Raw genomic sequence first — 26,220 nt, 5'->3', positions numbered from 1 at the left:
GTCGACCATAAAGAGAAATGTTCAACAACGGGCTCTGCGACCGTCCGTGAATAGACCATTCGCGACGGCCGGGGATTCAGGCCGGGCCGTTCGGGTGAATTCCTCCGAAGGTGAAGGGAAGGGAGCGGACCCGGTTGTCGAAATTCGAGTCGACCAGCTCCGGTTCCCCCACCGCTCGCACGCGCTCGGGGCGGGTGAGGAGTTCCCGGAAGAGTGCTTTCATCTCCAGTCGGGCCAGGTGCGCGCCCAGACAGTGATGGGGACCGCCCCCGCCGTACCCCAGGTGGGGATTGGGCGACCGGGTGATGTCGAAGGTGTCGGGGCCGGCGAAGACCGACGCGTCCCGGTTCGCCGAGGCATAGAGAAGCATCACCTTCTCGCCGGGGAGGAAGACGCGGCCGCCGAGCGCGTACTCGGCGGCGACCGTCCGGCGGAACTGGATGATCGGTGTCGAGTGGCGGACGATCTCGTCCACCGCGCCGTCGGCGTACCGGTCGAAGTCGGATTCCAGGAGGGCGCGCTGCTCCGGGTGGGCGGACAGCAGGACCATCCCGTGGGCGATCGCGTTGCGGGTGGTCTCCACACCCGCCACGAGCAGCAGCGAGAAGAACGCGCCGAGCTGCCGGGAGGACAGTGCCTGCCCCTCGACGTCCGCACGCACCAGTGCCGAGATCAGGTCGTCCTCCGGACGGCGGCGACGCTCCCGGGCCACCCGCGCCATCACGATCTGCAGGCCGGCCAGGGAGCGCAGACCACGTCCGGGTACCCGCAGCCGCGCCCGCCCCCGGCGCTGGACCCCGACGTACTCCGACGCGTGGTCGATCTGCGCGGCGATCTCGGCACGGTGGCGGCGGGGAATGCCCATCAGGTCGCAGATGACCTCGAAGGGCATACGGGCGGGAGCCGACCGCATGAAGTCGCCGGAGCGTCCGGAGGCCAACTCGTCCACCAGCCGCCGGGCGATCCCGTCGATGTTCTCCTCGGCGGTGGCGAGCAGCCGCGGGGTGAAGGCGCGGGAGATGGTCCTGCGCAGGCCGGCGTGCTCGGCGCCGTCCATGTTCACCATGGAATTGCCGAACAGCGCCTTGGCCCAGCGGGCCGGCTCCGGGGTGGTGACCCCGGGCGCACTGGCGAAGACCTGCGGCTGCCGGCTCGCCGCCTTCACGTCCTCGTACCGCACCAGTGCGTAGAACGGCGTGCGTGAGCCCGTACGCGGGGTGAAACGGACCGGTGGGCCGAGCTCCCGCAGCCGGGCGAACGCGTCCAGCCGCTCGGTCCTGGGCAGCCGCCAGAACGACGGGTCGGCCAGATCGGCGTCCGCCGTCCCTCGTCCGCGGTCCGTGGAAACCTGCGTCGGCGCGTTCATGCACAACCTCCGGGAGTTCGGACGCCCATGCTGGCCCGCCGTGTGCCGCTGCGCGGCCGACGCGGCCGGGGGGCCCCGAGAATTCCCACGGCCGCCTGATGGGTGCCTGACGAGAACCGTTCGTGGGCCATCTCGTTGCCTACTTCGAGAGCGAAGACGCCTCGGAAGAGCGAACGAGAGGCAGGTACACCCCATGGACCCGACCGCAGCTGCGAGCGGGGAAGCAGCGGGAGGCCGCGGACCGGTACGCCGCGCGGTGCTGCGCACCGCATTCACCGCGACGGTGATCGCCGGTACCGGCGGCGCGCTCGCCCCGGTCCTCCTCCGAGGCCCGGGGGCCGGAGCGCCCGAGGAGCGCGGCGCACCGGAGCCCGAGCGGTTCTGGGAGAGGTACCGCGGCCGGGAGATCCGCGGCACGGCCACGGTCATGGTGCCCGCCGGCGGGCAGTCACGTGCCGGTGAGGCGGCATCCGTGGCCGGCGTGCCGGACGTCGAGGTCCGCGTCGACGGCAGACCCCTGCACGTGATGAGACGCGCCGACGGCAGCTACCTCAGCACGGTGAACCACTACGAGTCGTTCCCGACGCTGCTGGCGACGGCCCGCGCGGCCGTCGACGAGATCGGCACCTCCCAGCTCTCCACAGCCTCCCCGCACACCAACTGAACCCAAAGGACAGCACGGGTGTACAGCCGCAAGGATCAGCGCAACCTCACACGCACGGAGAAGAAGCGCCTGGTCGACGCGATCCTGGAGCTCAAACGCTCCGGACGCTACGACGAGTTCGTCACGATGCACCGGCAGTACTACGTCACCGATGCCGAAGGCCGGCCGCGGGCCGCACACATGTCACCGTCCTTCTTCCCGTGGCACCGCAGGTACCTGCTGGAGTTCGAGGAGGCGCTGCAGGCCGTCGACCCCACGGTGTCGATCCCGTACTGGGACTGGACACGGGACAACACCCCGGCGGCGTCCCTCTGGGCGGAGGACTTCCTCGGAGGCAACGGCAGGTCCGGCGACCGCCAGGTCATGACGGGGCCGTTCGCCTACCGGCAGGGCAACTGGCGCGTCAGCGGGGGAGCCACCGACGGCCGGTTCCTGACCCGGAACTTCGGCCGGCCGTCCGCACCGGTCGACCTGCCCACCGCGGCGGACGTGGACCGCGCCATGGGCGACCCGGTCTACGATGCCGCGCCCTGGAACAGCCTCAGCACCACCGGCTTCCGGAACAGGATCGAGGGCTGGGGCATCAGCGGGACCCGCAGGGTCGCCAACCACAACCAGGTGCACCTCTGGATCGGCGGTTCGATGGCCGGCGCGGGCTCGCCCGACGACCCGGTCTTCTGGCTGCACCACGCCTACATGGATCTGCTCTGGGCGCGCTGGCAGTCGGCGCACCCTCGGTCCGGCTACCAGCCGGGCAGCAGGCTTCCCGACGACGACCCGCAGCGCGACCACGTATTCGCCGGGGACGCGCCACTGCCCCCATGGGACGAGACGCCCTCGCAACTCCTGGACCACACCGGCGTCTACGCGTACGTCTGAGCCGGAGGCGGGCCCGCCCGGGAAGCGGGCGGGCCTCCCCTCTTCGCGGGAGCGAGGAGGGGAGGCCCGGGCCGGACGCCTACGAGATCAGTGGCCGTGGCCACCCTCCTCGTGGTGGCCGTCCGTCACGTTCGCGCAGAAGTTGCCGAAGGCCGGGTTCAGCAGGGCGATGACGTTCACGGTGTTGCCGCAGACGTTGACCGGGATGTGGACGGGCACCTGCACGACGTTGCCCGATGCGACACCGGGGGAGTGGGCCGCGAGGGCCTCGGCTCCGGAGTCGGCGGTAGCCAGGCCGGCACCGCCGGCGATCAGGGCACCGGTACCTGCCATGACGGCGGCCACCTTCGAGATACGCGACATCAGTTCTCCTTGGGAGGTTTGAAACCGGCTGCAGATCGTGCGGCCGACGTGCTCTGACAACGCGGAAATCGACAGACGGTAACGGACCGGCTTAAAAGTCGTAATTCTTCTTCAGTTGCGGCCCATCGCCAGCAGCCCCGAGGACGGGAGGCCGCTGAGCCGGCCGTGCCAGTCGCGCGCGGCGGGAAATCGGGTCTTCACCGTCTCGGCGGCCCGGTCCCGCACCACCACCTGCGACTCACGGAGCCTCAGCAGCGGATCCAGGACCGAACGGGCCAGCAGCAGGCGCTGATTGACGACCGCCACCGGAGCCCAGTGGTTCTTGTACGGCTCCGAGCCGCGGAGCAGGCTCAGCGCACTGGATCCGGTGCCCGCCGCCTGCTCCGCCACTTCACGCAACAGCATCGAGGACACGTCCACCTTCCTCTCCCTGAGCCGGGGATCGGCGCCGTAGAGGTATCCGCCGGTCAGCAGCGCCGACCGGAGCGACAGATCGGCGGCCACCACTTCGCCGTCGAGCAGGAACTCGCGGAGCGACGCCTCGCCGTCGCGCACCATCCGACGGGTGGAGCGCACCAGGTGGGCGCGGAATCGGGGGCGCAGGTGTTCGGCGTTGACCCCGCGGCCGCGCCACTGGAGCGCGTGCAGGCGCAGCAGGGTGTCGACCGCGGCAGCCACCCGGTGCCCGGTCACCGCACGGCACTCGATACCCGCGGCGTCGGTCTTGCGCAGCTTGGCGCGGACCCGTTGGCCACGTGCGCCCGGCATCCGCTCGATGAGTGCGGTGATCGGCAGGGCGGGCAGCTCCATGCAGGTCGAATCGGTGAGCCTGCTCCGCGCGCCCGGCCAGAGCGCGAACAGCAGCTGGGCCGAGGCGTCCGGCCGCACCTCCCGCAGATCGATCACCGTGTGCACGGCGGCCCGGTCCAGCCCACGCTCCAGGGCCGCGACCGCGTCGTGCGTGCACGCGCCGTCGACGAGGATGTCGAAGAAGTCGGAGATCGCACCGCCCATCGGTACCAGGAGGGGCATCGGGCGGTGCGCGAGCATCAGGGGAGCCGCACCGACCAGCCGTTCGCCCCGCCGGGCCAGGACGATCCGGAGCCGGCCGGGCACTCCGTAGGACAGCCACCACGAATGGAGCCACGCGTGGCTCTGGAACGGCGTCGCGGTCGGGCAACGGCGGTGCAGCGCGTCCCATTCCGCAGCGAGCGCGGAGAACTCCCGCAGGTCCCGGCAGAGGGTGACGGTGAGTCGGCCGTCGCGGTCGGAGGTCATCGTACGAGCTCCCGTTCCCCGGCCGGGGCGGCCGCCGCCGGGGACGGACCCGGGACCTGGGCGGTGACGCCCCGGCGCCCCGGACGGGGCCGGACGAGGAGGACGAGGCCGCCGACGAGGCCGCCGGCGCTCCCGCCGACGGCCGTGCCGAGGGGTACGGAGGGGGACACCGGCGCGACCGGGCGCACCGCGTGCGAGAACTTGATCAGCTTCACCCCGGTGTCCTTGGCCACGTGCCCGCTGCTGACGACCACTGCCTCGGTCACCGCGTTGGCGATGTCCGCCGCCCGGCGCGGGTCGGCCGACGTACCGGTGATCGCGATCATCGGGGAGTCGGGTGAGGTCTCGGACCGTACGTGGGTGCGCAGTTCGCGGACCGGCTCCCCGGCAGCGCCACGGGCGTAGCCGAGGGTCGCGTCGCTGGTGGCCAGCCGGCCGTACGACTGTGCGTAACCCAGCGCCACGGCCGGGTCGATGCCCTTGCCCGCGGTCACCACGGCGTAACTGGTGGACGCGTACTCGGGCCGGGCGAGCAGCCCGTAGGACAGCCCGCACGCCGCTCCGAGCAGGACGCAGGCGGGCAGGGGCCACCAAGTGGGCCGTACGGAAGCGGGGCGGAGCCTGCGCAGCCGTCCGGGGACGGCCGGTTTCGGCTCGGGCGAGTCGGTCATGAGTGGGCTCTCTCGGTCGGGGGGGCGGTGTCGAGGGCGTGTGCGTAGACGGTCATGAGACGTTCGCTGCTGAGCCTGATGTCGTAGTGGTCCGCGGCCGGCGGGGGCGGCAGTCTGCGGGTGCCGCTCTCCATCCGGTGGCGCAGCGCGGTCGTCAGCTCACCGACGGGATCGGTGAGGGAGGAGATGCGGGTGGTGCCGGGAGCCCGGTCGGCGGGCAGGTCGTCGACGGCGGGACAGGCCCCGTGGACGACGGGCAGACCGGCTGCCAGTGCCTCGACGACGGCCAGGCCGAAGGTCTCCTCACGCGACGCCGAGACGAAGGTGTCCATGGCCCACAGCGCCTCGGGAATGCCGGGGGAGGCGTTGCCCGCCCCGCACTCCCCGAGGAACCGGACGCGGTCCGCGATCCCCGACCGGGCGGCGAGGACGCGCAGCGCACCGGCCTCCGGCCCGTCCCCTGCCAGTACGAGCCAGGCCCCGGGGAGGGCCGCGACGGAACGGATCAGCAGGTCGAAGCGTTTGCCGGGCACGAGACGGCCCACGCCCCCCACCACGAAGGCGTCCTGGGGGACGCCGAGCGAGGCACGGGTGGTCCGCCGTCCGGCGCCGTCGTAGCGGAAGGCCGCCACATCGATTCCGTTGGCCACGGTGTGGATGCGGGCAGCCGGTACACCCCAGTCGCGCAGCCGGCCTGCGACGGTGCCGGAGACGGCCACCGTCGCCGCTCCCATCCGCTCGGTGCGCAGGTAGAGGGCCCGGGTGCCGCGGGTGAGCGGCCTTCCCTCGATGTCCGCACGGCCCAGCGAATGCTCCGTCGCCACCGCGGTGGTCCCCGCGATCCGAGCCGCGATCCGCCCGTAGACGCAGGCCCGGTACAGATGCGTGTGCACGAGGTCGTACGCGCCCCGGCGGATGAGCCGGGCCAGCCTGGGCACGGCGGTGAGGTCCCGGTTGCCCCGCATCCCGAGGTTCCGCACCCGGATGCCGTCGGCGCGCAGCCCTTCGGCGACCGCTCCCGGGTTGGTGAGGGTCACGACGTCGCAGCGCACCGGCAGATGACGCAGCAGCAGGCGCAGTTGCTGCTCGGCGCCGCCGACACCGAGGCCGGTGATGATGTGCAGGGCTTTCATGCCTCGCCCCTCGTCCGGCGCGCGGGAGCGGCGGCGGTCCGGTGGCGCAGCCGGTGCCGCACCTCCTTCGCGCGGAGGCGGGCGCCCCGGTCGGCATGGCTGACATGCGTACGGGGCAGGGCCAACGGCCCCAGCAGGGGGCCGGGGGCGAGGGCGCAGCCGTACGCGTAACCGGCATCGCGCACCGATGCGAGCACCCGCCGGTCGGCGGTGCCGTAGGGGTAGCAGAAACCCGCCGGTTCGGTTCCGGTGAGACTGCGGATCGCCTCCCGGCTGCCGTGCGTCTCCGCGCGCAGCTCGTCGTCGGACAGCGCCGTGAGATCCCGGTGGCGCATGCCGTGCGAGCCGATCTCCATGCCCGCCCCGGCGGCGGCGCGGATGCCGTCCTCGGTGAGCAGCGGTCTGCGCGGGCCCAGCGGATCCCACGCGTTGGAGCCGCCCGGGAGGCCGGGCAGGACGAACACCGTCGCCGTGCAGCCGTGCCGGGCCAGCACCGGCAGGGCCTCCTCGAGGAAGTCGGCGTACCCGTCGTCGAACGTCAGACCGACCAGTCCGCGCCGGCCGGCGGCGCGCCCGCGCAGCAGGGCGGCGACGCCCACCGCGGTCAGACCCCGGCGGCGCAGCCAGGTCAGCTGCTCGTCCAGGCGTTCGGCGGAGACGGTGATGCCGTACGGATCGTCCGTCGGGTCGCTCACGGAGTGGTAGGTCAGGATCCAGGGCTGGGACAGGCGGGGGGACGCGGCGGCACGGGGTGCCGAGGTGTCAGCGGCCATGGGAGAACCTCTGTCGGATGAGGGCCAGCAGATGAACGGCTTCGGGGGATCTGAGCGCGAGTGAGGTGACCAGGAACGCCACGGGTACGAGGAGGCAGCCGGCCGTCAGGCCGAGCACCGGGCCCGCCGGAAGGGAGGCGGCGGCCCACCCGGTGGTCCCGGCCACCGCCGCGGCCGTCGCCGGCCGGCCGAGCGCGAGCGCCACGGCGCCGGGCCGGACGGCCACCGCACGCGAGCCCAGTCCCGCGAGCATCAGCACCGCTGCCGTGCTGATGCCGACGGCGTTGGCCGCCGCGATGCCGTCGACACCGAACGGGCCGGTCAGGACCAGCCCCGCCCCGACGGTGACCAGCAGTCCCGCGCCCATCGCGCAGAGCGGGTACCAGGTGGGCCTCCCGGTCGAGAAGTACGGCCGGCACAGGGCACCGACCAGGGTGTGGCCCAGCAGGCCGAGCGCGTAGACGCGCATGACACCGGCTGTGGCCGCGGTGTCCACGGCGTCGAACGCGCCCCCCTGGAAGAGGACTTCGACGATCAGGGGCGCGTATCCCAGCACCATCGCGGTGCCCAGCAGCACGACCGTCCCCGCCAGTGCGAGATCGCGTTCCACCCGGCGCCGGGCGCCCTCCCGGTCCCCGGCCGCCATGGCCCGGGCGACCACCGGGAAGGTCACCGTGCAGATCATCATGGACAGCACCATCGGCAGCTGCGCGACCTTCTGCGCGTAGTTGAGATGGGAGATGGCCCCGTCGGGCAGGGACGAGGCCAGGAACCGCTCCACGAACACCTGCGCCTGACGGCTCACCACGAACAGCACGACGGGCGCCAGGGCGGAGGCGCCGAGCAGCGCGGACACCCCCTGCCGCGCTCCCCGCCGCTGCGGCACGCGCGGCTTCCGGCGCAGCACCAGCCGGACGAACGTCGGCAACTGGGTGAGGATCATCAGCACACTGCCGACAGCCACCCCGGCCGCCGCGGCGCGCACCCCCCAGAGGGAGTGCAGAGCGAGGGTCGTCCCGATGATGCCGAGGTTGTACGCGATGTAGACGCCGGCCGGTGCGAGGAACCGCCCGTGCGCCCGCAGCGCCGCGCTGAAGTACCCCGTGACGCCGAAGGTGAGCACGGTGACGGCCGTCAGCCGCGTGCAGTCCACGGCCAGTGAGGGATCGTCGATGCCGGGCGCCAGTACCCCCACGACCCACGGTGCGCCGAGGGCGAGCAGTGCTCCCGCGCAGGTCAGCGCGGCGCACAGCCGGGGGAAGGTGTCGGAGACGAGCGTCCGGACAGGATCGTCCCAGCTCCCTCCCGCCGCACGCCGTGTCAGGGCAAGACTGAAGGCCGGGACCAGCAGCAGCGCCATGCCGTCCTCGATCAGCAGCGTGGCCGCCATCTCCGGCACGGTCCAGGCGATCAGGAACGCGTCGCTGTCGTGACTGGCGCCGAACAGCCGGGCGATGGCCTGGTCCCGTGCGAGCCCCAGCAGTGCCGCGATCACGGTGAGACCGGCGGCGCCCGCCGCGGCCCGGGCGAGGAAGCCCCCGGGCCGCGGCGGAACAACGGGCGTGGCGGCGCCGGGAATCGCGGCCTGCCCGGCCGTTCCCGTACCCGTGTCCCTGTCCGGTCCTGTCACGGTCTCGCTCACGCGGCGGTCGCCCTCTCCGGTGCGGCCAACGCCCACCACGCGGCCAGACCGAGCACGATCCCGGTGAGCACGGTGGAGGGGCCGCCGATGTCCGCGTACAGGAAGTCGACGGTCTGCCAGGTCATCAGCCCCACGGCGGCGAGACCGCAGTCGAGCGCCGCGGTCCTGCGCGGGCGGGCGAGCACCAGCCTGCGCACCCCGCCGACCAGGAGCGCGGCCCAGGAGCCCACCAGCGCGGTGAAGCCGACGAGGCCCTGCTCGCTCAGGACGAGCAGATACATGTTGTGCGGCGACAGCAGCGGCTGCTTCACGAAGTCCTGCCCGGCCCCGGCGGTGTCACCGCCGGCGGAGAGGCCGATCGAGGCGTGCCCGTCCCGGTGGGCGGGGAAGCCCTTGAGGCCGACGCCGGTCACGGGCTGTTCGCGCCACATGCCAGCCGCGGCGGCCCACATCGTGTACCGGTCGCTGACCGACCGGTCGGGTGTGCTGGTCACCTCGGTGATGCTGGTGAGACGCTGAGAGAGCATCTCGGAGCCCACGCCGAAACCGCCGACGAGCACGACCCCGGCCGCACCCAGCACGGCGAGCGCGCGTACGGCCTGCCGTGCCCCGGTCGCCGCGATCGCGGCCAGGGCCCCCGCGGCCGTCGCGATCCAGGCCCCCCGGCTGAAGGAGAGCGTGAGTGGAACGACCAGCAGGGCAGCGGCCACCGGGGCGCCGAACCGCAGCCACCGGGGCGCGCCCGCAGGGGTACGGAGGGCGTACGCGACGGCCACGAGCAGTCCGTAGCCGACGACCGTGGCCATCCCCATCACATCGCCGGCACCGAACGTGCCGACGGCCCTGATGTCCTCGCCCCTGTAGGAGGCCCCCGATCCGGTGGCGTACTGGTGCACACCCGTCGCGCCCTGGACGAGCGCGAGCACCACGAGCGAACCCGCGATGATCCGGAACCCCCGGGCATCCCTGATCAGGAGGAGTACGGCGGCGGGCATCAGCACGAAGATCTGCAGGTAGCGGACGAAGCCCGGCAGCGCCGCCACCGGGTCCGCGGCGGTCACCGTGGCCAGGGCGAGGCCCGCAGCCGGCAGACCCAGGACGAGCGCGCCCGCCCGTGTCAGCGGACGCGCCCGCAGGAGGAGCAGGCGCCCCAGGCAGACGAGTACCGCCACACCAGAGAGCAGGTCGCCCGGGGGAACCCCGTACACGGTGCCCGCCCCCGTCCCGTCGGCGGGAACGGCCAGCAGCAGCACGGTGCCGATCAGGGGCAGCAGCGGCCAGTTGCTTCCCCACTGGCGCAGGAACGGGTGCGCCGGTGGGGACTGCACGGTGGGGACCGCGGGTGCGGCGGTCACGGTGAGGGCCATGGTTCAGCTGCCTCCGAGCCGGAACAGCGAGCCGGCCGTGCGCGCGAGGACGCAGACGTCCTGCCAGAGCGACCAGGTCTCGATGTACCGGTTGTCGAAGCGGGCCCGGTCCTCGATCGACGTGTCGCCGCGCAGACCATGTACCTGGGCCAGTCCCGTGATGCCGACCGGCATGCGGTGCCGGGCCTTGTAGCCGGGGTGGACACGGCTGAACTGTTCTACGAAGTAGGGTCGTTCGGGTCTGGGCCCGACCAGGCTCATGTCACCACGCAACACGTTCCACAGCTGCGGCAGCTCGTCCAGCGAGGTCCGGCGCAGGGTCCTGCCGACGCGGCTCATGCGCCCGTCGTCGGACACGTTCCACCGGGTGGCCGACTCGTGCGCGTCGGCCGGGCGCAGGGTGCGGAACTTCAGAAGGACGAACGGCCTCCCGTGCCGGCCGACGCGCTCCTGCCGGAAGACGACGCCCGGGCCGTCGCTGACGCGTACGGCGAGTGCGCAGAGGGCCAGCGCAGGGGCGGCCACCACCAGGGCGACCAGGGCCAGAAGAGCGTCCATGGCGCGCTTCACCCGGTGGGCGACCGGACGGCGGGAACCGAAGTCCAGCGGGCGGGCGGCGAAACCCCACAGGTGGTCCGGCCCGGGCACGGACCGCCCGGGGACGACGTCATCCTGGTCGGTGATCAGCCATACCCGGCAGCCGTGGCGCACGAACAACTCTACGAGTGCGGCCCCGTCGGGCGCCGCCCCGGGCGGGACCGTGAAGACGGCGTGCCGCACGGAGTTCTGGATGACGGCCCGTGCGACGTCTTGCGCCGACACCAGAACCGGCAGCACCCCCGCGGAGCCGGCGGCCTCGTCCGCGGGAATGCCGGAGCGCACGCGGCCGACCGGGCGCAGCCCGTACTCGGGATGGTCGTGCAGGGCCGCCGTGACCCGGTCGGCCGTGGGCCCGTTGCCCAGGACCAGGGTGGACTGCGGGTTCCGGGCGGCCGACCTGAGCCGGGCCCGATGGGCCGCGGCGCGTGCCCCGCAGCTCAGCAGGGTATGGGCGCCGACCGCGCAGGCCAGAGCCGTCCACCCCATGGCGTAGCGGGGGGCGTACGCGCCCAGCACCTCGGCGGTGGCGTACCACTGCACCAGGGCCAGGCCGAGGAGCGCGGGGAGCTCCGCGAGGACGGACGGGGAGAGGCCGATCCGGTACAGGCCCCGGTAGGCGTTCAGCAGCAGTTGGGCGGCGGCCTGCAGGACGAAGACACCCGGCGGCCACGCGGCGGGGGCCGCCAGGGCGAGGGCCAGACCGAGCGCCAGCACGTCGGCGGCCACGAGGCCGGTGGCGGGAGCCCGTCCTCGACGGCTCCCGACGGCTCGCAGGGGCTGCGCGCGGCCGTTGCCGTCACGTGGTGGGCGGATCGAGGCTGCCGCACGGCGTACGGCTGTCGCCCGGGCGGGTCTCGGGGCCGGTGCACTCTCCGTCGTCATCGCTGGGTGCGCTTCCTCGTCGTGGTGCGGGGCTGGCCGACAAGCTCCCGGTAGAGGCGCAGGACCTCGTCCGCGGTCTTCGTCACGTCGAAGGCCGCCCGGGTGTGCCGTTCTGCCGTGCGGCCGAGTTCGGCCCGCAGCGCCGGATCGGCCAGGAGGGCGGAGAGCGCGGCGGCGAGGGCCGCGGGATCCTCGGGCGGCACGAGGCAGTGAGGTGCGTGGCCCGGCGGCAGGCTCTCCCTGGCGCCGTTGACGTCGGACAGCAGGACGGGCCGGCCGCAGGCCATGGCTTCGAGGGGGGCGAGCGCCATCCCCTCCCAGCGTGACGGGAGCACGAGGACGTCGGCCGCGTGGATCCACGGCCGTACGTCCCGGGTCGCCCCCGCGAACAGGACACCGGGGGGCGCGGTGCGGCGGAGCTCGTCCCCGTACGGCCCGTCGCCGACCAGGACGAGCCGTGCGTCCCGGGCCCGGGGCCGGTCCCAGGCCCGCAGCAGGACGTCCTGGCCCTTCTGCCGGCTCAGCCGCCCCACGCACACGACCAGGGGCGCGTCGGCCGGAACGCCGTCCAGCAGAGCCAGGCCGGCGCGGGCCGAGGCCGCCCCGCCGCCGGGCCGGAAGCGGCCGAGGTCGATGCCGTTGTGGATCACCGACCAGCGGGCGGCGATCCCCGCCCGCTCGCCCGCCCGCCGTTCGGACTCGCTGACGCAGAGGATGCGGTCGCTCCAGCGGGCCCCGAAGCGCTCCCACGCCATGGCCATCCCGGCGGCCCGGCCCTCCAGGGCCTCGAACGACCAGGCGTGCGGCTGGAACACGGTCGGCACCAGGCCCCGTACGGCGAGTCGGCCCACGAGTCCCGCCTTGGCGCTGTGGGCATGGATCACATCGGGGGCGCAGGCACGGACCAGCCGGGCCGCGGTGGTGACCTCACGTCCCAGCCGCGGCCCCGGAACACGCTCCGCGGGCCAGGCGCACACACGTGCCCCGGCATCGGCCGCCTCCGCCGCCAGCGGCCCGTCGGGCGGGCAGGCGACCACGGGGCGCAGTCCCGCCCGGACCTGTGCGGCGACGAGGTCCGTCACGACCCGTGCGACGCCGCCCTCCACCGGCTGGACCAGATGAAGGACCGTCAGTCGATTTTCCTCGGTGCAACTCTTCTGCAGCACGCACGGCTCTTTTCTCACATGCCCATATGAGCCGGATGGTGGTAAACGCAGGCGGCCGGAATTGCAGGGGCGGAGATTTAAGTGGGTAAATCAGAAGTGTACTTTTGCAGACAGTGCTTACGAAAACACGTATGACTCGCGCATCTGTCCAGGCGAATTGCCGCCGGACGACGAAGTCGGGCCGTCTTCGGGAATGCTTCGGCGTGTCAGGAATTGGTGTCCGTCATGGCTCCGGGCCGTGCCGCATGATGAAACGGCCGATCACGCGTGCCCGCGTCCCGGCCCGGCAGGCAACTCGTCGCGAAAGCGGGCGCGACGCCGTCGCAGGGGGGTGAACAACGGGTCGGGGCGGCGGGGTCGGGTGCGTGTCGAGCCGCTTCCCGGTTCCCGCTCCCGCCGGCGAGCCCCTTCCCTCGCGCCGCTCCGGCAGGGCTTCCGCGTGAACCGGCCAATCGCGGTGAAAGTGCCCGGGCGCGAGCAGTCCGCGGGTGTACTGCTGGTCCGTCCGCGTGACCCGGGGGTGTGGCCCCGGGGGCGGCATCGGGTAGAACTCGTGATGATCGTCCGTCCGGTGGCGGCCACCCGTACGGCCGGGGCCACCGGCGCACACAGAGGAGAAGCGATGGTTCACGAACGGGCCGGTCAGCCGGCACAGCCCGGAGATCTGGTGGACGTGGCACGGCTGGTGACGGCGTACTACACCGTCCGCCCCGACCCGGCCGAGCCCGGCCAGCGCGTCGCCTTCGGGACCTCGGGGCACCGCGGTTCCGCCCTGGCTGCGGCCTTCAACGACGACCACATCGCCGCCACCACGCAGGCCATCTGCGAGTACCGGGCCCGGCAGGGCACCGGCGGGCCCCTGTTCCTCGGCGCCGACACCCACGCGCTGTCCGAACCCGCCCGGGTCACCGCGCTGGAGGTCCTCGCCGCCAACGGGGTGACCGTCCTGATCGACACCGACGACGGCTACACGCCCACACCGGCGGTCTCGCACGCCATCCTGACGTACAACCGGGACCGCACCTCCGGACTCGCCGACGGCATCGTGGTCACGCCCTCGCACAACCCGCCCGCCGACGGCGGCTTCAAGTACAACCCGCCGCACGGCGGTCCGGCCGGCTCGGACGCCACGTCATGGATCCAGGACCGTGCCAACGCCCTGATCGAGGACGGGCTGAAGGAGGTGCGGAGGATTCCCCACGCCCGGGCACTGGCCGCCGACACCACAGGGCGCCACGACTTCCTGACCGCCTACGTCGACGACCTGCCGGCCGTCCTCGACCTGGACGCCGTACGCTCCGCCGGGATCCGGATCGGCGCAGACCCGCTCGGCGGTGCCTCGGTCGCCTACTGGGGCCGGATCGCCGAGCGCCACCGGCTCGACCTCACCGTGGTCAACCCGCTCGCCGACCCCACCTGGCGGTTCATGACACTGGACTGGGACGGCCGGATCCGCATGGACTGCTCCTCGCCCTACGCCATGGCCTCCCTGATCGAGCAGCGTGACGCCTACACCATCGCCACCGGCAACGACGCGGACGCCGACCGGCACGGCATCGTCACCCCCGACGGCGGGCTGATGAACCCCAACCACTACCTGGCCGTAGCCATCCGCTACCTCTTCTCGCACCGCGAGGGCTGGCCGGCCGGAGCGGGCATCGGCAAGACCCTGGTCTCCTCCTCCATGATCGACCGGGTGGCCGCAGACCTCGGGCGGCAGCTGGTGGAGGTTCCGGTGGGATTCAAGTGGTTCGTCGACGGACTCTTCGGCGGCACCCTCGGCTTCGGCGGCGAGGAGTCCGCGGGGGCGTCCTTCCTGCGCCGCGACGGCCGGGTGTGGACCACCGACAAGGACGGCATCCTGCTCGCCCTGCTGGCCTCGGAGATCACCGCCGTCACCGGCTCCACGCCCTCCCAGCACTACCGCGAGCTCACCGAGCGGTTCGGCGACCCCGCCTACGCCCGGGTCGACGCCCCCGCGACGCGCGAGGAGAAGGCGGTACTGGCCAAGCTCTCGCCCGAGCAGGTCACCGCGGACAGGCTGGCCGGCGAACCCATCACGGCGGTGCTCACCGAGGCGCCCGGCAACGGGGCCGCCGTCGGAGGCCTCAAGGTCTGCACCGACAGCGCGTGGTTCGCGGCCCGCCCCTCCGGCACGGAGGACGTCTACAAGGTGTACGCGGAGAGCTTCCAGGGCGCCGAACACCTGGCCAGGGTCCAGGACGAGGCCCGGGCCCTGGTCTCCGAGGCACTCGGCGCCGCCGGCTGACTCCGCGCGGCGGAAGCGTTCCGCCCGGCGCGGGCGCGGCCCCTCTCCCCGTACGGGCACCCGCGTCGGGTGCGAGGGCCTGAGCGGGCCGCATGGCGGGCCCCGGCGTCCGGGACCCGCCATGCGGCCGGCCGGACCGTCACGCGCCGGGCACGGTGTGCTGGACCTGCCGGAGGAACGCGGCGTTGTCCGGGGTCCTGCGGACCTTGTCCAGCAGGACTTCGAGCATGGAGTGACCGTCCCTGGCCCGCAGCGCGCGCCGCAGACCCCGTGCGGCGGCCAGCTCCGGTGCCGACAGCAGGAGTTCCTCGCGGCGGGTGCCCGAGGACGTGATGTCGACGGCGGGGAAGACGCGCCGGTCCGCCAGTGTGCGGTCGAGCCGGAGCTCCATGTTGCCGGTGCTCTTGAGCTCCTCGAAGAAGTAGTCGTCGGCCCGTGAGCCGGTGTCCACCAGCGCGGTCGCCAGGATGGTCAGCGAACCGCCCTCCTCGGCCGATCGGGCCGCCCCGAACAGCTTCTTGGGGCCGCTGAGCGCCGCGGCGTCGACGCCGCCGCTCAGCGTGCGGCCGCCGGCCCCGGCGGCGTTGTTGTGGGCCCGGCACAACCGGGTGAGGGAGTCGAGGAGGATCACGACGTCACGGCCCTGCTCGACGAGCCGCTTGGCGCGCTCCACCGCGAGGTCGGCGAGCGCGATGTGCTCCTTCGCGGGCCGGTCGAACGTCGAGGCGTACACCTCGCCCCGCACCGAGCGGCGCATGTCCGTGACCTCTTCGGGGCGTTCGTCCAGGAGGACCACCATCAGATGGCATTCGGGGTGGTTGACCGCCACGGCCGCGGCCAACTGCTGCAGCAGCACGGTCTTTCCCGTCTTCGGCGGTGCGACGATCAGACCGCGCTGACCCTTGCCGACGGGGGACACCAGATCGATGACGCGCGGAGCCGGTCCACCGTTCGGGGTCTCCAGACGCAGGCGCTCCCGGGGGTGCAGCGGGGTGAGGTCGCGGAAGTGGGGACGGCCCCGAAGCTCCTGTACCGCATGGCCGTTGACGACATCGATGCGGCTCAGCGCACGGGGACGCTCGCAGGTCCCCTCGACGACGTCGCCCTTGCGCAGACCGTGCTGCCGGATCAGGGCGGGCGGCACATGGACGTCGCCGGGGGAGGGGTGGCCGCCGTCGGTGCGCAGTACGCCATGTCCGTTGTTCGTGGTGTCGAGGACACCCGCGGTACGGACGGGACGGCCCTGCTGGGAGACGGGGCGTTCGAGTGTGGTGGTCACGAGTGGGTCCTTTCGCGGACATGGCGAATCGGAAGGTCCGGCGAAGCCGAGGCGGCGGAGATCACGCCTCGTACGGCGGGCGGAAACGAGCCCGGGCCGGATGGAGGAAAGCTGGATCGCCGGTCATCGAAGGACGGGCGCAACAGCGGGAGAGAGGAAACAGCACCGGCGCCCGGAAGAGAGAACGGGGCGTACACATGTGCTGTCCGCACCGTAGCACGCGAGTCCGGCTACGGGAAGGGTGCGGCCCTGTTACCGCCCTGCCGCCGCCCAGACCTGCTGGACCCGGCGGTAGTCGGTCAGCACGATGCCTTCCTGCCGCACGATCGCATGCGCCTCGGGCGACGTCAGGAAGGCGTGGTCCGTACTGCGCACCCGCCAGCCGCCGTCGATCGCCCGGGATTCCGCGTCGTCCAGTCCGGGGTGCACCGCCCACTCGCTCAGCCCTGCCGGTAGGGACCGCAGCATCCCGGCCCAGCGGTCCGCCTTGCCGTCGAGATCGAGCGCGAAGCTGTCCAGGAAGGCGTGGTCCGTGACCGGCCGGCCCCGCCGCAGCATCTTCTCCCTGGCGGGCGGGAGCCAGATCCGCACCGCCAGGCCGTACTCCCCGGCCAGTGCCACGGTCAGGTCGAGGATGTCCTCGCGCCCACCGTCCGCGAGACAGTGCCAGTCGAGATGCGTCGGCCTGAGGCCGGTGTCCACCACGGCGTCGATCTGCGCGCGGAACTCGCGCTCGACCTCTTCGGGGCGGGCCCGGCCGAGCAGCTCGGGGATGCCCGCCGGAGTGAAGAGCTCACCCGCGTCGTCCAGCAGCGAGGGAACCCTGTCCCGCGCGCTCAACGGTCCCCAGCGGTAGTCCGTCGTGTCGCAGACGAGCGTGAGGTGGATCCCGAACGGGATCTCCGGCCGCTCTCGCAGCAGACGCATACCGTGCAACGCCCAGGGGCACGGCACCATGAGGCTGCACGACGCCGCGATGCCGCCCTCGATCGACGCGATGACCGCGGAGTTGACCGCGTGGTACATCCCGAAGTCGTCGCAGTTGACGAGGAGCACCCGGGTGTCGGGCGCGAACCCCAACAGCTCGCTGGAGACGGTCGTGGGAGCGGTGTCGGCTGTCACCGCACCCACTATGCGCGAACGCTGCTCAGCCGTCCTCCGGATTCCGCCCGCCCACCGGAGCCGGTGTGTCCCCGGCGTCGCCCCGGAACGCACCGAGAATCCGCTCGGCGGCTAGCGAGGCCGTCAACCCGCCCTCGCGAACCTGCTGTTCGAGTCCCGGGGCGAGGGCGCGTACCGCCGCGTGGCTGCGCAGACTGTCCAGCAGCTCGTCGCGGACCATCGTCCACGTCCAGTCCACCTGCTGCTCGCGGCGCTTGGCCGTGAGCCGCCCGGTGGTGTCCAGGAGCGTACGGTGCTGCTCCAGCCGCTCCCAGAGCTCGTCGAGACCCGTCGACTCCCGGGCGCTGCAGGTGAGCACCGGAGGGGTCCACGCCGCGTCCACCGGGTGCATCAGCCGCAGCGCGCCCGCCAGTTCGCGCGCCGCCGAGCGCGCGTCGCGCTCGTGGGGTCCGTCCGCCTTGTTCACCGCGATCGCGTCGGCCAGCTCCAGGACCCCCTTCTTGATGCCCTGCAGCTGGTCGCCGGTACGGGCGAGGGTGAGCAGCAGGAACGTGTCGACCATGTCCGCGACCGCCGTCTCCGACTGTCCGACCCCGACCGTCTCCACCAGCACCACGTCGTAGCCCGCTGCCTCCATCACCACCATGGACTCCCGGGTCGCCCTGGCCACCCCGCCCAGCGTCCCGGCCGTGGGGGAGGGGCGCACGAACGCCCGGGCGTCCACGGCCAGCCGCTCCATCCGGGTCTTGTCGCCCAGGATGGAACCGCCCGTGCGGCTGGACGAAGGATCCACGGCCAGCACCGCGACCCGGTGTCCGAGGCCCGTCAGCAAGGTTCCGAGCGCGTCGATGAACGTGGACTTCCCCACGCCCGGCACCCCGCTGATTCCGATGCGTCTGGCCCGTCCCGAGTGGGGCAGCAGTTCGCTCAGCAACTGCTGTGCCAGTACCCGGTGGTCACGCCGGGTCGACTCGACGAGGGTGATCGCGCGTGCCACGAACGCACGCCTCCCGTCGAGTACCCCCTTGACGTACGCGTCGATGTCGATGTTCGGCGCCATCCGTCAGCGGCTCACAGCTCGTGGCCGAGCGCGGCACCGAGCCGCGTGACCAGGTCGTGGGCGGCGTCCGGGATCACGGTGCCGGGCGGGAACACCGCGGCGGCACCCGCATCGTGCAGCGCCTCGATGTCCTGCGGCGGAATCACCCCGCCCACCACGATCATGATGTCCTCCCGGCCCTCCTCGGCCAGTTCGGCGCGGAGCGCGGGTACGAGCGTGAGGTGGCCGGCGGCCAGCGACGAGACGCCCACGACGTGCACGTCCGCCTCGACCGCCTGCCGGGCGACCTCGCCCGGCGTCTGGAACAGGGGGCCGACGTCGACGTCGAAGCCCAGGTCGGCGAAGGCCGTGGCGATCACCTTCTGGCCGCGGTCGTGGCCGTCCTGGCCCATCTTCGCGACCAGGATGCGGGGCCGACGCCCCTCCGCCTCATGGAAGGCGTCGACCAGCGTGCGGGTACGGTCCACGGAGGGGGACTCTCCTGCCTCTTTGCGGTACACCCCGGAGATCGTACGGATCTGGCCCGCGTGCCTCCCGTACACCTTCTCCAGGGCGTCCGAGATCTCGCCGACGGTGGCCATCGCGCGGGCCGCGTCGACGGCCAGGGCCAGCAGATTGCCTTCGAGGCCGGGCCCCGGATCCCGTTCGGCCGCCGCCGTCAGCGCGCGCAGGGCGTCCTGGCAGGCCGTCTCGTCGCGCTCCTCGCGCAGGCGGCGCAGTTTCTCGATCTGCTGGGTGCGGACGGAGGAGTTGTCGACCTTGAGGACGTCGATCTTCTCGTCGGTCTCCACCCGGTACTTGTTCACCCCGATCACCGGCTGGCGCCCGGCGTCGATGCGGGCCTGGGTGCGGGCCGCGGCCTCCTCGATGCGGAGCTTCGGGATGCCGGCGTCGATGGCCTTCGCCATGCCGCCCGCCGCCTCCACCTCCTCGATGTGCTGCCATGCACGGCGGGCGAGGTCGTACGTCAGCCTTTCCACGTAGGCGCTGCCGCCCCACGGGTCGATGACGCGCGTCGTGCCGGATTCCTGCTGGAGCAGGAGCTGGGTGTTGCGGGCGATGCGTGCGGAGAAGTCGGTGGGCAGGGCGAGTGCCTCGTCGAGGGCGTTGGTGTGCAGTGACTGGGTGTGGCCCTGGGTGGCCGCCATCGCCTCGACGCAGGTGCGTGTGACGTTGTTGAACACGTCCTGCGCGGTGAGGGACCAGCCGGATGTCTGCGAATGGGTCCGCAGGGAAAGGGACTTGGCGTTCTTCGGACCGAACTCCTTGACCAGCTTCGCCCACAGCAGCCGGGCGGCCCGCAGTTTGGCGATCTCCATGAAGAAGTTCATGCCGATCGCCCAGAAGAACGACAGCCGGGGCGCGAAGGCGTCCACGTCGAGCCCGGCCGCCTGCCCGGCCCGCAGGTACTCCACCCCGTCGGCCAGGGTGTACGCCAGCTCCAGATCGGCCGTTGCTCCCGCTTCCTGGATGTGGTAGCCGGAGATCGAGATGGAGTTGTAGCGCGGCATCCTCTGCGAGGTGAACGCGAAGATGTCGGAGATGATCCGCATCGACGGGCCGGGCGGATAGATGTAGGTGTTGCGGACCATGAACTCCTTGAGGATGTCGTTCTGGATCGTGCCCGCGAGCTTCTCCGGGGACACCCCCTGTTCCTCGGCGGCCACGATGTAGAGCGCGAGGACCGGCAGCACCGCGCCGTTCATCGTCATGGACACCGACATCCGGTCCAGCGGGATGCCGTCGAAGAGCCGGCGCATGTCGTAGATCGAGTCGATGGCGACGCCCGCCATGCCGACGTCGCCGGTCACCCGCGGGTGGTCGCTGTCGTAGCCGCGGTGCGTGGGCAGGTCGAAGGCGACCGACAGGCCCTTCTGCCCCGCGGCCAGGTTGCGCCGGTAGAACGCGTTGGACTCCTCGGCGGTCGAGAAGCCCGCGTACTGGCGGATGGTCCAGGGCTGGTTGACGTACATCGTCGGATACGGGCCGCGCAGGTACGGGGCGATACCCGGACGGGTCTCCAGGAAGTCCAGGCCCTCCAGGTCCTGCCCGGTGTACAGCGGCTTGACCGCGATGCCCTCCGGCGTCTCCCAGAGCAGGTCGTCCTCGGAGGAGCCGGTCGACTCCTTCACCGCGGCGCGCCACTGGTCCGCGGATCCCTCGGCGGGCGACCCGGCCGACAGGGCGACATCGGAGAAGTCCGGTACGGGAGTACCCGCAGCGGCGGCCCCGGGAAGCGGTGACGGCACAGCCGTCCGTGAGCCCACGGAGGTCTGGGGGGTCTGCATCACGCCACTCCCATGCGGTCGAGTGCGGAGGAGAGGACGGCGACCACGTCGCAGCCCGCGAACACGTAGGTGTCGACCCCGGAGTACTCGCCGGGCCGTCCCGCGAGGAACACCCGCTCGGCACCGGCGGAGCGGAGTTCACCGGCGACGGCGTCCGCCTGTTGGGCGTAGAGCGCGTCGCTGGAGCACAGGCAGGCGATCGCCGCCCCGCCGGCGGTGAAGGCACCGGCCGCGGTCGACGCGTCCACGGAAGCCGGCTCGTGGACGGGCTCGAACCCGCCCGCACGGAAGAGATTCGCCGCGAAGGACGCCCGCGCCGTGTGCACCGCGGCGGGGCCCAGGGCGGCGAGGAACACCTTCGGGCGGCTGCCGGTGGCAGCCAGATGGCGGTCCGACCTGGCCCGCAGCGTCTCGAACGCCTCGTCGCGGCGTACCTTCGGCAGACCGCCGGCCGAGGGTACGGCGGGCGCGGGCTCGCGTTCCACGGACCGCTCGTCCAGATTCGGGAACTCGCTGACCCCGGTCACCGGCTCCTTGCGCCGGGCCAGGTCCCTGCTGCGCGCGGCCCAGGTGGCCGCGATCCGCTCCCCGACCATGCCGGAACGCAGCGCGGCGGCCTGACCGCCCGCCCGTTCCACCTCCTGGAAGAAGGACCAGGCAGCGGTGGCGAGTTCATCGGTCAGCCGCTCCACGTACCAGGAGCCGCCCGCCGGGTCGATGACCCGGGCCAGATGCGACTCCTCCATCAGGATCGTCGACGTGTTGCGTGCGATCCTCCGGGCGAAGGCGTCCGGCAGCCCCAGGGCATGATCGAACGGCAGCACGGTCACGGAGTCGGCCCCGCCGACCCCGGCACCCAGGCAGGCCAGCGTCGTGCGCAGCATGTTCACCCACGGGTCCCGGCGCGTCATCATCACCGACGAGGTCACGGCGTGCTGGTGCTGCGCCCCCGCCGCTCGCGCCCCGCACACCTCGGCCACCCGGGCCCACAGCAGCCGGGCGGCGCGCAGCTTGGCGATCGTCAGGAACTGGTCGGCCGTCGTCGCGTAGCGGAACTCCAGCTGCCGGCAGGCCTCCTCGGCGGACAGTCCAACCGCCGTCAGCGCCCGCAGATAGGCGACACCCGTCGCCAGCGACAGCCCCAGCTCCTCCGCGGCCGAGCCGCCCGCCTCGTGGTACGGCAGCGCGTCCACGGTCAGGGCCCGCAGCCCCGGGTACTCGTGGCGGCACACCTGCGCCCAGTGGAGGGCGGCGGTCAGGTCCGGCTCCGTGCCGGTCCGGGCCGTCCACCCGAGCGGGTCGGCCCCGAGGCTGCCGCGTACGGCCTCCTTCGCCACCCCGCGCGTCTCGTGGAGCGCCAGCAACGCGCGCACCGCGGGGTCGAGGGCGTCACCCGCGTCGAGCACGACGGGCGCCAGATCGAGGTACACGCCGTCCAGCGAACGCGCGAGGCCGGAGACCGGAACCCCGCCCGGCCCGCCCACGGCGAGCCAGAGCGAGGTGACGCCGTTCTCCAGATCACCGAGCAGCGCCTCGTTCAGGCGTACGGGGTCCGGCAGGGCGTGGTGTTGCCGTACGTCCCAGCCGGCCACGGTGTTCCCCGTGGCCCTGCCGCCCCGGACGAAGGGGGCGAAGCCAGGGAATCCGGGGTCGGCCGATGTGTCGTCGGAGGTGTACAGGGGCCGGGCGGTGAGCCCGTCCCCGAGCTCGGTGGACAGTGCTTCCTCGGCAGCCGTGCCCGTGACGTCCTTGCCCGACTTGCGCAGTACACCTTCGACAAGGCTCTGCCACTGGTCGTGGGAGGGGTCAGGGAAATCGGCGGCCAGAGAGAGCCCGTCAGCAGGCAGGACCGTCATGCTCAGATGCTAGGTCAGCGCTTTTGGAGGCAGCAGTAGAACAGGCTGTGACCTTGCACTCTCCGGAACGCACCCGATCCTGTGAGTAAGGGGGTGAAGTTCTCTTAGTCATGGTTCTTCACAGTGCGTCACTTAATGACCGAAGTTATGCTTTTGGCGACCCAGTACCGTCAGGGAAAGGACGCACCATGGCCGTGGGCCCCGTGGAGTACCTCGTCGTCACTTTTCCCGGCGACCGGTTCGCCGACGCGATCGCCCCCGTGCTGGCCGAGGCCGTCGCGTCGCAGGCGGTACGCATCCTCGCCCTCGCCTTTGCGCGCAGGAGCGGGGACGGCACACCGGAGCGGGTGGAGCAGCGGGTGCTCGACCCCGGTGGACTGGTGTCCTTCCAGCCGCCGGAGGGCGAGACGTCCGGGCTGCCGGACATCATGGACATCGACGCGCTGGGACGCATGCCGGAGGGCAGTTCCGCCGCGCTGATCGTCTGGGAGGACCTCTGGTCGGTGCCGCTCACCCGGGCGGCCCACGCCGCGGGCGGGGAACTCGTGGTGCACGAACGCGTGCCGGCGGACGGCGGTGACGACGTCATCACGCTCCTGGAGCGGCTCGCCGAGCTGAGGACTCAGGACGTTCTGACCGACGCGGAGTTCGCTGCGCAGAAGGCCAGGATCCTCACCGACTGACACCCGGGCCGGCCCCGTCGGCACCCGGCGTTTTCCTTTGTCGATTCTCTCGCTCCGTGCGACGTTGATCCTGACCTGTGCAGTCCGTCGGGAAAGAGGCTGTTCATCGTGCAGACCGCCCGGGCCGTCCCGGCCGCCACCGTCGTCAACCTGCGCGACCTGGGTGGTATCGCCCTGGGGCGGGGCCGCCGCTTGCGACAGGGAATCCTTCTGCGCTCGGGCCAGCTGAGCGGCTACGACCCCGAGCACGACACGGGGGTGGCCGCACTCGGCATCCGTACCGTCGTCGACCTCCGCACCGCCGACGAACGCACCTGGGCCCCCGACCGGCTGCCGACGGGGGCCAGGCTGTTCGTCGCCGATGTCCTCGGCGACAACCCGGGCGTCTCGCCGGCCCGGCTCAGGGCGCTGCTCGGCGACCCGGACGGAGCAACGGCGGCCCTCGGCGGCGGCAGGGCGGAGGAACTGTTCGCCCAGACCTATCGGAAGATGGTCCTCGCGCCGGGTGCGGCGGCCGCTTTCCGCGCCCTGATGGAGACGGTCGCGGACCCCCGTGCGAGACCGCTGCTCTTCCACTGCGCCACCGGCAAGGGCCGTACGGGCTGGGCCACCGCTCTCCTGCTACTGGTCGCGGGGGCGCCCCGTGACGTGGTGCGAGCCGAGTTCCTGGCCGTGAACCGTGCGGTCCGGGCCGCTCTCGAGCCGTTGGTGCGGCGCTTCCTCGACGAGGGAGGTGACCCGGACATCGCGTCCGCGGTCGTCGACGCGCGGCCCCGCTACCTGGAAGCCGCCCTGGACGCCATGGACGAGCGCTGGGGTGGCCTGGACGGCTATCTGCGCGACGGGCTGCGGTTGCCCCCGGCGGTGGTGGAGCGGTTGCGCGACGACCTGGCCGTCCCGGTCTGACACGCGGCGCGGCCCGGTGCGCGGTCCTCGAAGGACCGCGCACCGGGCCGCAGTTCCGGTGTCCCGCTCAGATCCGCAGGAGCCGTTCGCTGACGTCACGGTACTGCTGCAGGGCCACCCGCAGCTCCTCCGTCCGGGCCTCGGTGTCCTCCGTGTGCCAGCTCGAGCGCAGGACGTGCTTGCGCTCCTCGAGTGCCTCGGTCAGGTCCGCCACGATCCGGTCGAAGGTGCTCTCGGCCTCCTCGACCGCCTGGCGCGGGCTCTCGACGAAGTCGGAGACCGCCTGCTGTATACGCCGCGTCAGCGTGTCCTGCTCCTCGGCGGGCAGCAGCGGCTGGCCCGCCGAGGAGACCTCGGGGCGGACGGCCGGCCGGCCCGACGAGGCCGCAGCAGTGACAGGACGCGAGGCGGGCTGTGCACCGGTACCACCTGCGGGGCCCCGGCCGCCCGTCTGCTTGCGGTCGGTCCCGCCCGTCGTGGTGCTTGTGCGGTCGGTCCCGCCCGTCGTGGTGCGCGTGCGGTCGGCATTGGTGGTGCGCGTGCCGTTGGTCCCCGTGGTGCGGGTGCCGTCGGTCCCGGGCGCCGTGGTGTGCCCGGTCTCCGGGGTTGTTCCGGGTGCGGGGTCGAACTGCGGCTCCGGGGTGGTCCGGGGCGCCTCGGAGCGCCGCTCGGCCGAGATCCCGCTCGTCGCCCCGGTGTCGGAGCTGTCGGTGTGTCCGGTGCGGTGCATCATGCTGTGGTCCTTCCGTTCGTCCGGTGCCGGTCCGGCTGGACCGGCTCGTCGGGCGCATGCCCGAGCAGTACGTCGAAGAGGGCGCGGGCCTCGATCAGAGCCTTCCGCATCTCCTCCGTGCCGCCCTGGCCGCGCACCGCTGTGTGTACCTTGCGGTAGCCGTCGACATGCTCCGCGTGGTGCACCGAGATGGCGGCCGTCTGCTCCTCGAAGCCGGCGCCGTCGGGGAAGCCCCGGTCGCGTGCCAGCCGGGCCAGCAGCGCGTCGGCCTCGGCGAGCGCCTCGGCGGGCGAGTCGATGAACTTCTCCTGCACGGCGGCCCAACGGCCCGCGTAGGCCTCACGCGCCTCCTGGGACAGGGGCCGCTCCTCCAGGTGGCCGTGCTGCTTCACGCGCTCGGCGAGCTCGAGTTCCGCGGCCTTCGTGTCGCCGTTGTGCCGGTCGACGGTGCGGTCGTACTCGGGTCCGAAGCGGCGCCGCAGGCTCTGGCCGCCGCCTGTCCGTCCGCGGACGAGGAAGTAGCCCAGCACTGCCACCAGGACGACGGCAACGATGATCACCACGGTCGTCATGACTGGGGCTCCTGTCGGTTCGCGTTCGGTGCGTGGTGCTGTCCCACTCTCGTCAACCCCTTCCGGACGGGGCCCGGTCGGTGTGCCGGGCGGTTCGCAAGCAGTCGTGTACCCGTCTGACGCGGTTCATGCGGACGGGTTGCTCGGTATCGTGGAACGCGCCGGACCCGGCCCGGCTCCGGAGTACTGCCGGGCAGGTTCCGAGAGGGGTACACGGTGACCGAGCGCAAGCCCGTCGGCGTCAGCTTCGAATCGTGGGTGGACAAGCAGATCCGCGAGGCCGAACAGCGCGGCGACTTCTCCGGGTTGCCGGGTTTCGGCAAGCCGATCCCCGGCCTCGACCGGCCCTATGACGCGGAGTGGTGGATCAAGGACAAGATGCGGCGGGAGGGGGTGTCGGTGCTCCCGCCGTCGCTGACGCTCCGGAAGGAGGCGGAGGACGCCAGGGAGGCGGTCTCCGGCGCCGGGACGGAAGCCGAGGTCCGGCGCATCCTGACCGAGGTCAACGACAGGATCCGCAAGGCGCTCCTCATGCCGCCCGAGGGCCCGCCCCTGAACCTGCGTCCCTTCGATGTCGATGCCGTGGTGGGGGAGTGGCGGGAACAGCGGGGCCGGGGCTGAATCCGGCTCCCGCTGCTCCCGTACGTGCCGGGTCTCTCCGGTGCGTA

The 26,220-nt window shown here is 72.4% G+C and carries 22 protein-coding genes and 1 pseudogene; 6 read left to right on the top strand and 17 right to left on the bottom strand.

What is annotated here, in order from left to right; genetic code table 11:
- Positions 1-76 precede the first annotated feature (76 nt).
- A complete protein-coding gene (locus OG927_RS01845; RefSeq protein WP_330319574.1) occupies positions 77-1,366 on the bottom strand; it encodes a cytochrome P450 in 1,290 nt (429 codons plus the stop codon).
- 193 nt (positions 1,367-1,559) lie between these two features.
- Here OG927_RS01845 and OG927_RS01840 point away from each other — a divergent pair, with 193 nt between their 5' ends.
- Together OG927_RS01840 and OG927_RS01835 are read left to right on the top strand one after the other, a co-directional pair.
- On the top strand, positions 1,560-2,030 hold the full coding sequence (locus tag OG927_RS01840; RefSeq protein WP_056787935.1) for a tyrosinase family oxidase copper chaperone: 471 nt from the start codon (positions 1,560-1,562) through the stop codon (positions 2,028-2,030).
- 18 nt (positions 2,031-2,048) lie between these two features.
- Complete coding sequence (locus OG927_RS01835; protein ID WP_330319573.1) at positions 2,049-2,909, top strand: tyrosinase family protein; 861 nt, start codon at positions 2,049-2,051, stop codon at positions 2,907-2,909.
- 87 nt (positions 2,910-2,996) lie between these two features.
- Here OG927_RS01835 and OG927_RS01830 read toward each other — a convergent pair whose 3' ends face one another.
- The 9 genes from OG927_RS01830 to OG927_RS01790 form a co-directional block, all read right to left on the bottom strand.
- Complete coding sequence (locus tag OG927_RS01830; protein ID WP_056787928.1) at positions 2,997-3,272, bottom strand: chaplin; 276 nt, start codon at positions 3,270-3,272, stop codon at positions 2,997-2,999.
- A gap of 111 nt (positions 3,273-3,383) precedes the next feature.
- Positions 3,384-4,550: a GNAT family N-acetyltransferase gene (locus tag OG927_RS01825; protein WP_330319572.1), complete on the bottom strand. Its 1,167-nt coding sequence runs from the start codon at positions 4,548-4,550 to the stop codon at positions 3,384-3,386.
- Positions 4,547-5,221: a YveK family protein gene (locus tag OG927_RS01820; protein WP_330319571.1), complete on the bottom strand. Its 675-nt coding sequence runs from the start codon at positions 5,219-5,221 to the stop codon at positions 4,547-4,549. Before OG927_RS01820 ends, OG927_RS01825 begins: the two co-directional genes overlap by 4 nt.
- Positions 5,218-6,354 carry a glycosyltransferase gene (locus OG927_RS01815; protein ID WP_330319570.1) on the bottom strand — a complete coding sequence of 379 codons (1,137 nt, stop codon included), beginning with the start codon at positions 6,352-6,354 and terminating at the stop codon, positions 5,218-5,220. Before OG927_RS01815 ends, OG927_RS01820 begins: the two co-directional genes overlap by 4 nt.
- Positions 6,351-7,127 (bottom strand): polysaccharide deacetylase family protein, encoded by a 777-nt coding sequence (locus OG927_RS01810; protein ID WP_330319569.1) that lies wholly within the window; start codon positions 7,125-7,127, stop codon positions 6,351-6,353. The genes OG927_RS01815 and OG927_RS01810 overlap by 4 nt, the downstream gene beginning before the upstream one ends.
- Complete coding sequence (locus tag OG927_RS01805) at positions 7,117-8,769, bottom strand: lipid II flippase MurJ (protein WP_408058028.1); 1,653 nt, start codon at positions 8,767-8,769, stop codon at positions 7,117-7,119. The genes OG927_RS01810 and OG927_RS01805 overlap by 11 nt, the downstream gene beginning before the upstream one ends.
- Positions 8,766-10,136 carry an O-antigen ligase family protein gene (locus OG927_RS01800; RefSeq protein WP_330319568.1) on the bottom strand — a complete coding sequence of 457 codons (1,371 nt, stop codon included), beginning with the start codon at positions 10,134-10,136 and terminating at the stop codon, positions 8,766-8,768. Before OG927_RS01800 ends, OG927_RS01805 begins: the two co-directional genes overlap by 4 nt.
- Before the next feature lie 3 nt (positions 10,137-10,139).
- Positions 10,140-11,618 (bottom strand): exopolysaccharide biosynthesis polyprenyl glycosylphosphotransferase, encoded by a 1,479-nt coding sequence (locus tag OG927_RS01795; protein ID WP_330319567.1) that lies wholly within the window; start codon positions 11,616-11,618, stop codon positions 10,140-10,142.
- Positions 11,615-12,784: a glycosyltransferase family 4 protein gene (locus OG927_RS01790; protein WP_056787906.1), complete on the bottom strand. Its 1,170-nt coding sequence runs from the start codon at positions 12,782-12,784 to the stop codon at positions 11,615-11,617. Before OG927_RS01790 ends, OG927_RS01795 begins: the two co-directional genes overlap by 4 nt.
- Before the next feature lie 622 nt (positions 12,785-13,406).
- On the opposite strand from OG927_RS01790, the gene pgm reads away from it, so the two are divergent.
- The gene (gene pgm, locus OG927_RS01785; RefSeq protein ID WP_056787903.1) at positions 13,407-15,053 is read left to right on the top strand and encodes a phosphoglucomutase (alpha-D-glucose-1,6-bisphosphate-dependent); all 1,647 of its coding nucleotides are present in this window, start codon (positions 13,407-13,409) and stop codon (positions 15,051-15,053) included.
- Positions 15,054-15,192: 139 nt separating this feature from the next.
- Here the strand turns inward: pgm and rho are convergent.
- From rho to mutA, 5 genes and pseudogenes are all read right to left on the bottom strand, one after another.
- Positions 15,193-16,335: pseudogene (rho, locus tag OG927_RS01780) on the bottom strand (transcription termination factor Rho); the annotation flags it as partial.
- A gap of 249 nt (positions 16,336-16,584) precedes the next feature.
- Positions 16,585-17,454 (bottom strand): polysaccharide deacetylase family protein, encoded by an 870-nt coding sequence (locus OG927_RS01775; RefSeq protein WP_330319566.1) that lies wholly within the window; start codon positions 17,452-17,454, stop codon positions 16,585-16,587.
- 25 nt (positions 17,455-17,479) lie between these two features.
- The gene (gene meaB / locus OG927_RS01770) at positions 17,480-18,514 is read right to left on the bottom strand and encodes a methylmalonyl Co-A mutase-associated GTPase MeaB (protein ID WP_209471137.1); all 1,035 of its coding nucleotides are present in this window, start codon (positions 18,512-18,514) and stop codon (positions 17,480-17,482) included.
- 11 nt (positions 18,515-18,525) lie between these two features.
- Positions 18,526-20,802 (bottom strand): methylmalonyl-CoA mutase, encoded by a 2,277-nt coding sequence (gene scpA / locus OG927_RS01765; protein ID WP_330319565.1) that lies wholly within the window; start codon positions 20,800-20,802, stop codon positions 18,526-18,528.
- Positions 20,802-22,658, bottom strand: coding sequence for a methylmalonyl-CoA mutase small subunit (gene mutA, locus OG927_RS01760; RefSeq protein ID WP_330319564.1), 1,857 nt, complete (start codon positions 22,656-22,658; stop codon positions 20,802-20,804). The genes scpA and mutA overlap by 1 nt, the downstream gene beginning before the upstream one ends.
- 188 nt (positions 22,659-22,846) lie before the next feature.
- On the opposite strand from mutA, the gene OG927_RS01755 reads away from it, so the two are divergent.
- Together OG927_RS01755 and OG927_RS01750 are read left to right on the top strand one after the other, a co-directional pair.
- Positions 22,847-23,341 (top strand): SHOCT domain-containing protein, encoded by a 495-nt coding sequence (locus OG927_RS01755; RefSeq protein WP_209471139.1) that lies wholly within the window; start codon positions 22,847-22,849, stop codon positions 23,339-23,341.
- 108 nt (positions 23,342-23,449) lie between these two features.
- Positions 23,450-24,247 carry a tyrosine-protein phosphatase gene (locus tag OG927_RS01750; RefSeq protein WP_057573584.1) on the top strand — a complete coding sequence of 266 codons (798 nt, stop codon included), beginning with the start codon at positions 23,450-23,452 and terminating at the stop codon, positions 24,245-24,247.
- Between the two features lie 67 nt (positions 24,248-24,314).
- On the opposite strand, the gene OG927_RS01745 is transcribed toward OG927_RS01750, so the two are convergent.
- Positions 24,315-24,980 carry a hypothetical protein gene (locus OG927_RS01745; protein WP_330319563.1) on the bottom strand — a complete coding sequence of 222 codons (666 nt, stop codon included), beginning with the start codon at positions 24,978-24,980 and terminating at the stop codon, positions 24,315-24,317.
- Positions 24,977-25,552: a hypothetical protein gene (locus OG927_RS01740; protein ID WP_209471140.1), complete on the bottom strand. Its 576-nt coding sequence runs from the start codon at positions 25,550-25,552 to the stop codon at positions 24,977-24,979. Before OG927_RS01740 ends, OG927_RS01745 begins: the two co-directional genes overlap by 4 nt.
- Before the next feature lie 216 nt (positions 25,553-25,768).
- Between OG927_RS01740 and OG927_RS01735 the strand changes: the two genes are divergently transcribed.
- Entirely contained in the window at positions 25,769-26,173 is a 405-nt protein-coding gene (locus OG927_RS01735; RefSeq protein WP_056787885.1) for a DnaJ family domain-containing protein, read from the top strand.
- The last annotated feature ends 47 nt before the right edge of the window (positions 26,174-26,220 follow it).

Source organism: Streptomyces clavifer, assembly GCF_036345975.1.
Lineage (GTDB): Bacteria > Actinomycetota > Actinomycetes > Streptomycetales > Streptomycetaceae > Streptomyces > Streptomyces clavifer.
This window is presented reverse-complemented; position numbering and strand designations above follow the sequence as displayed.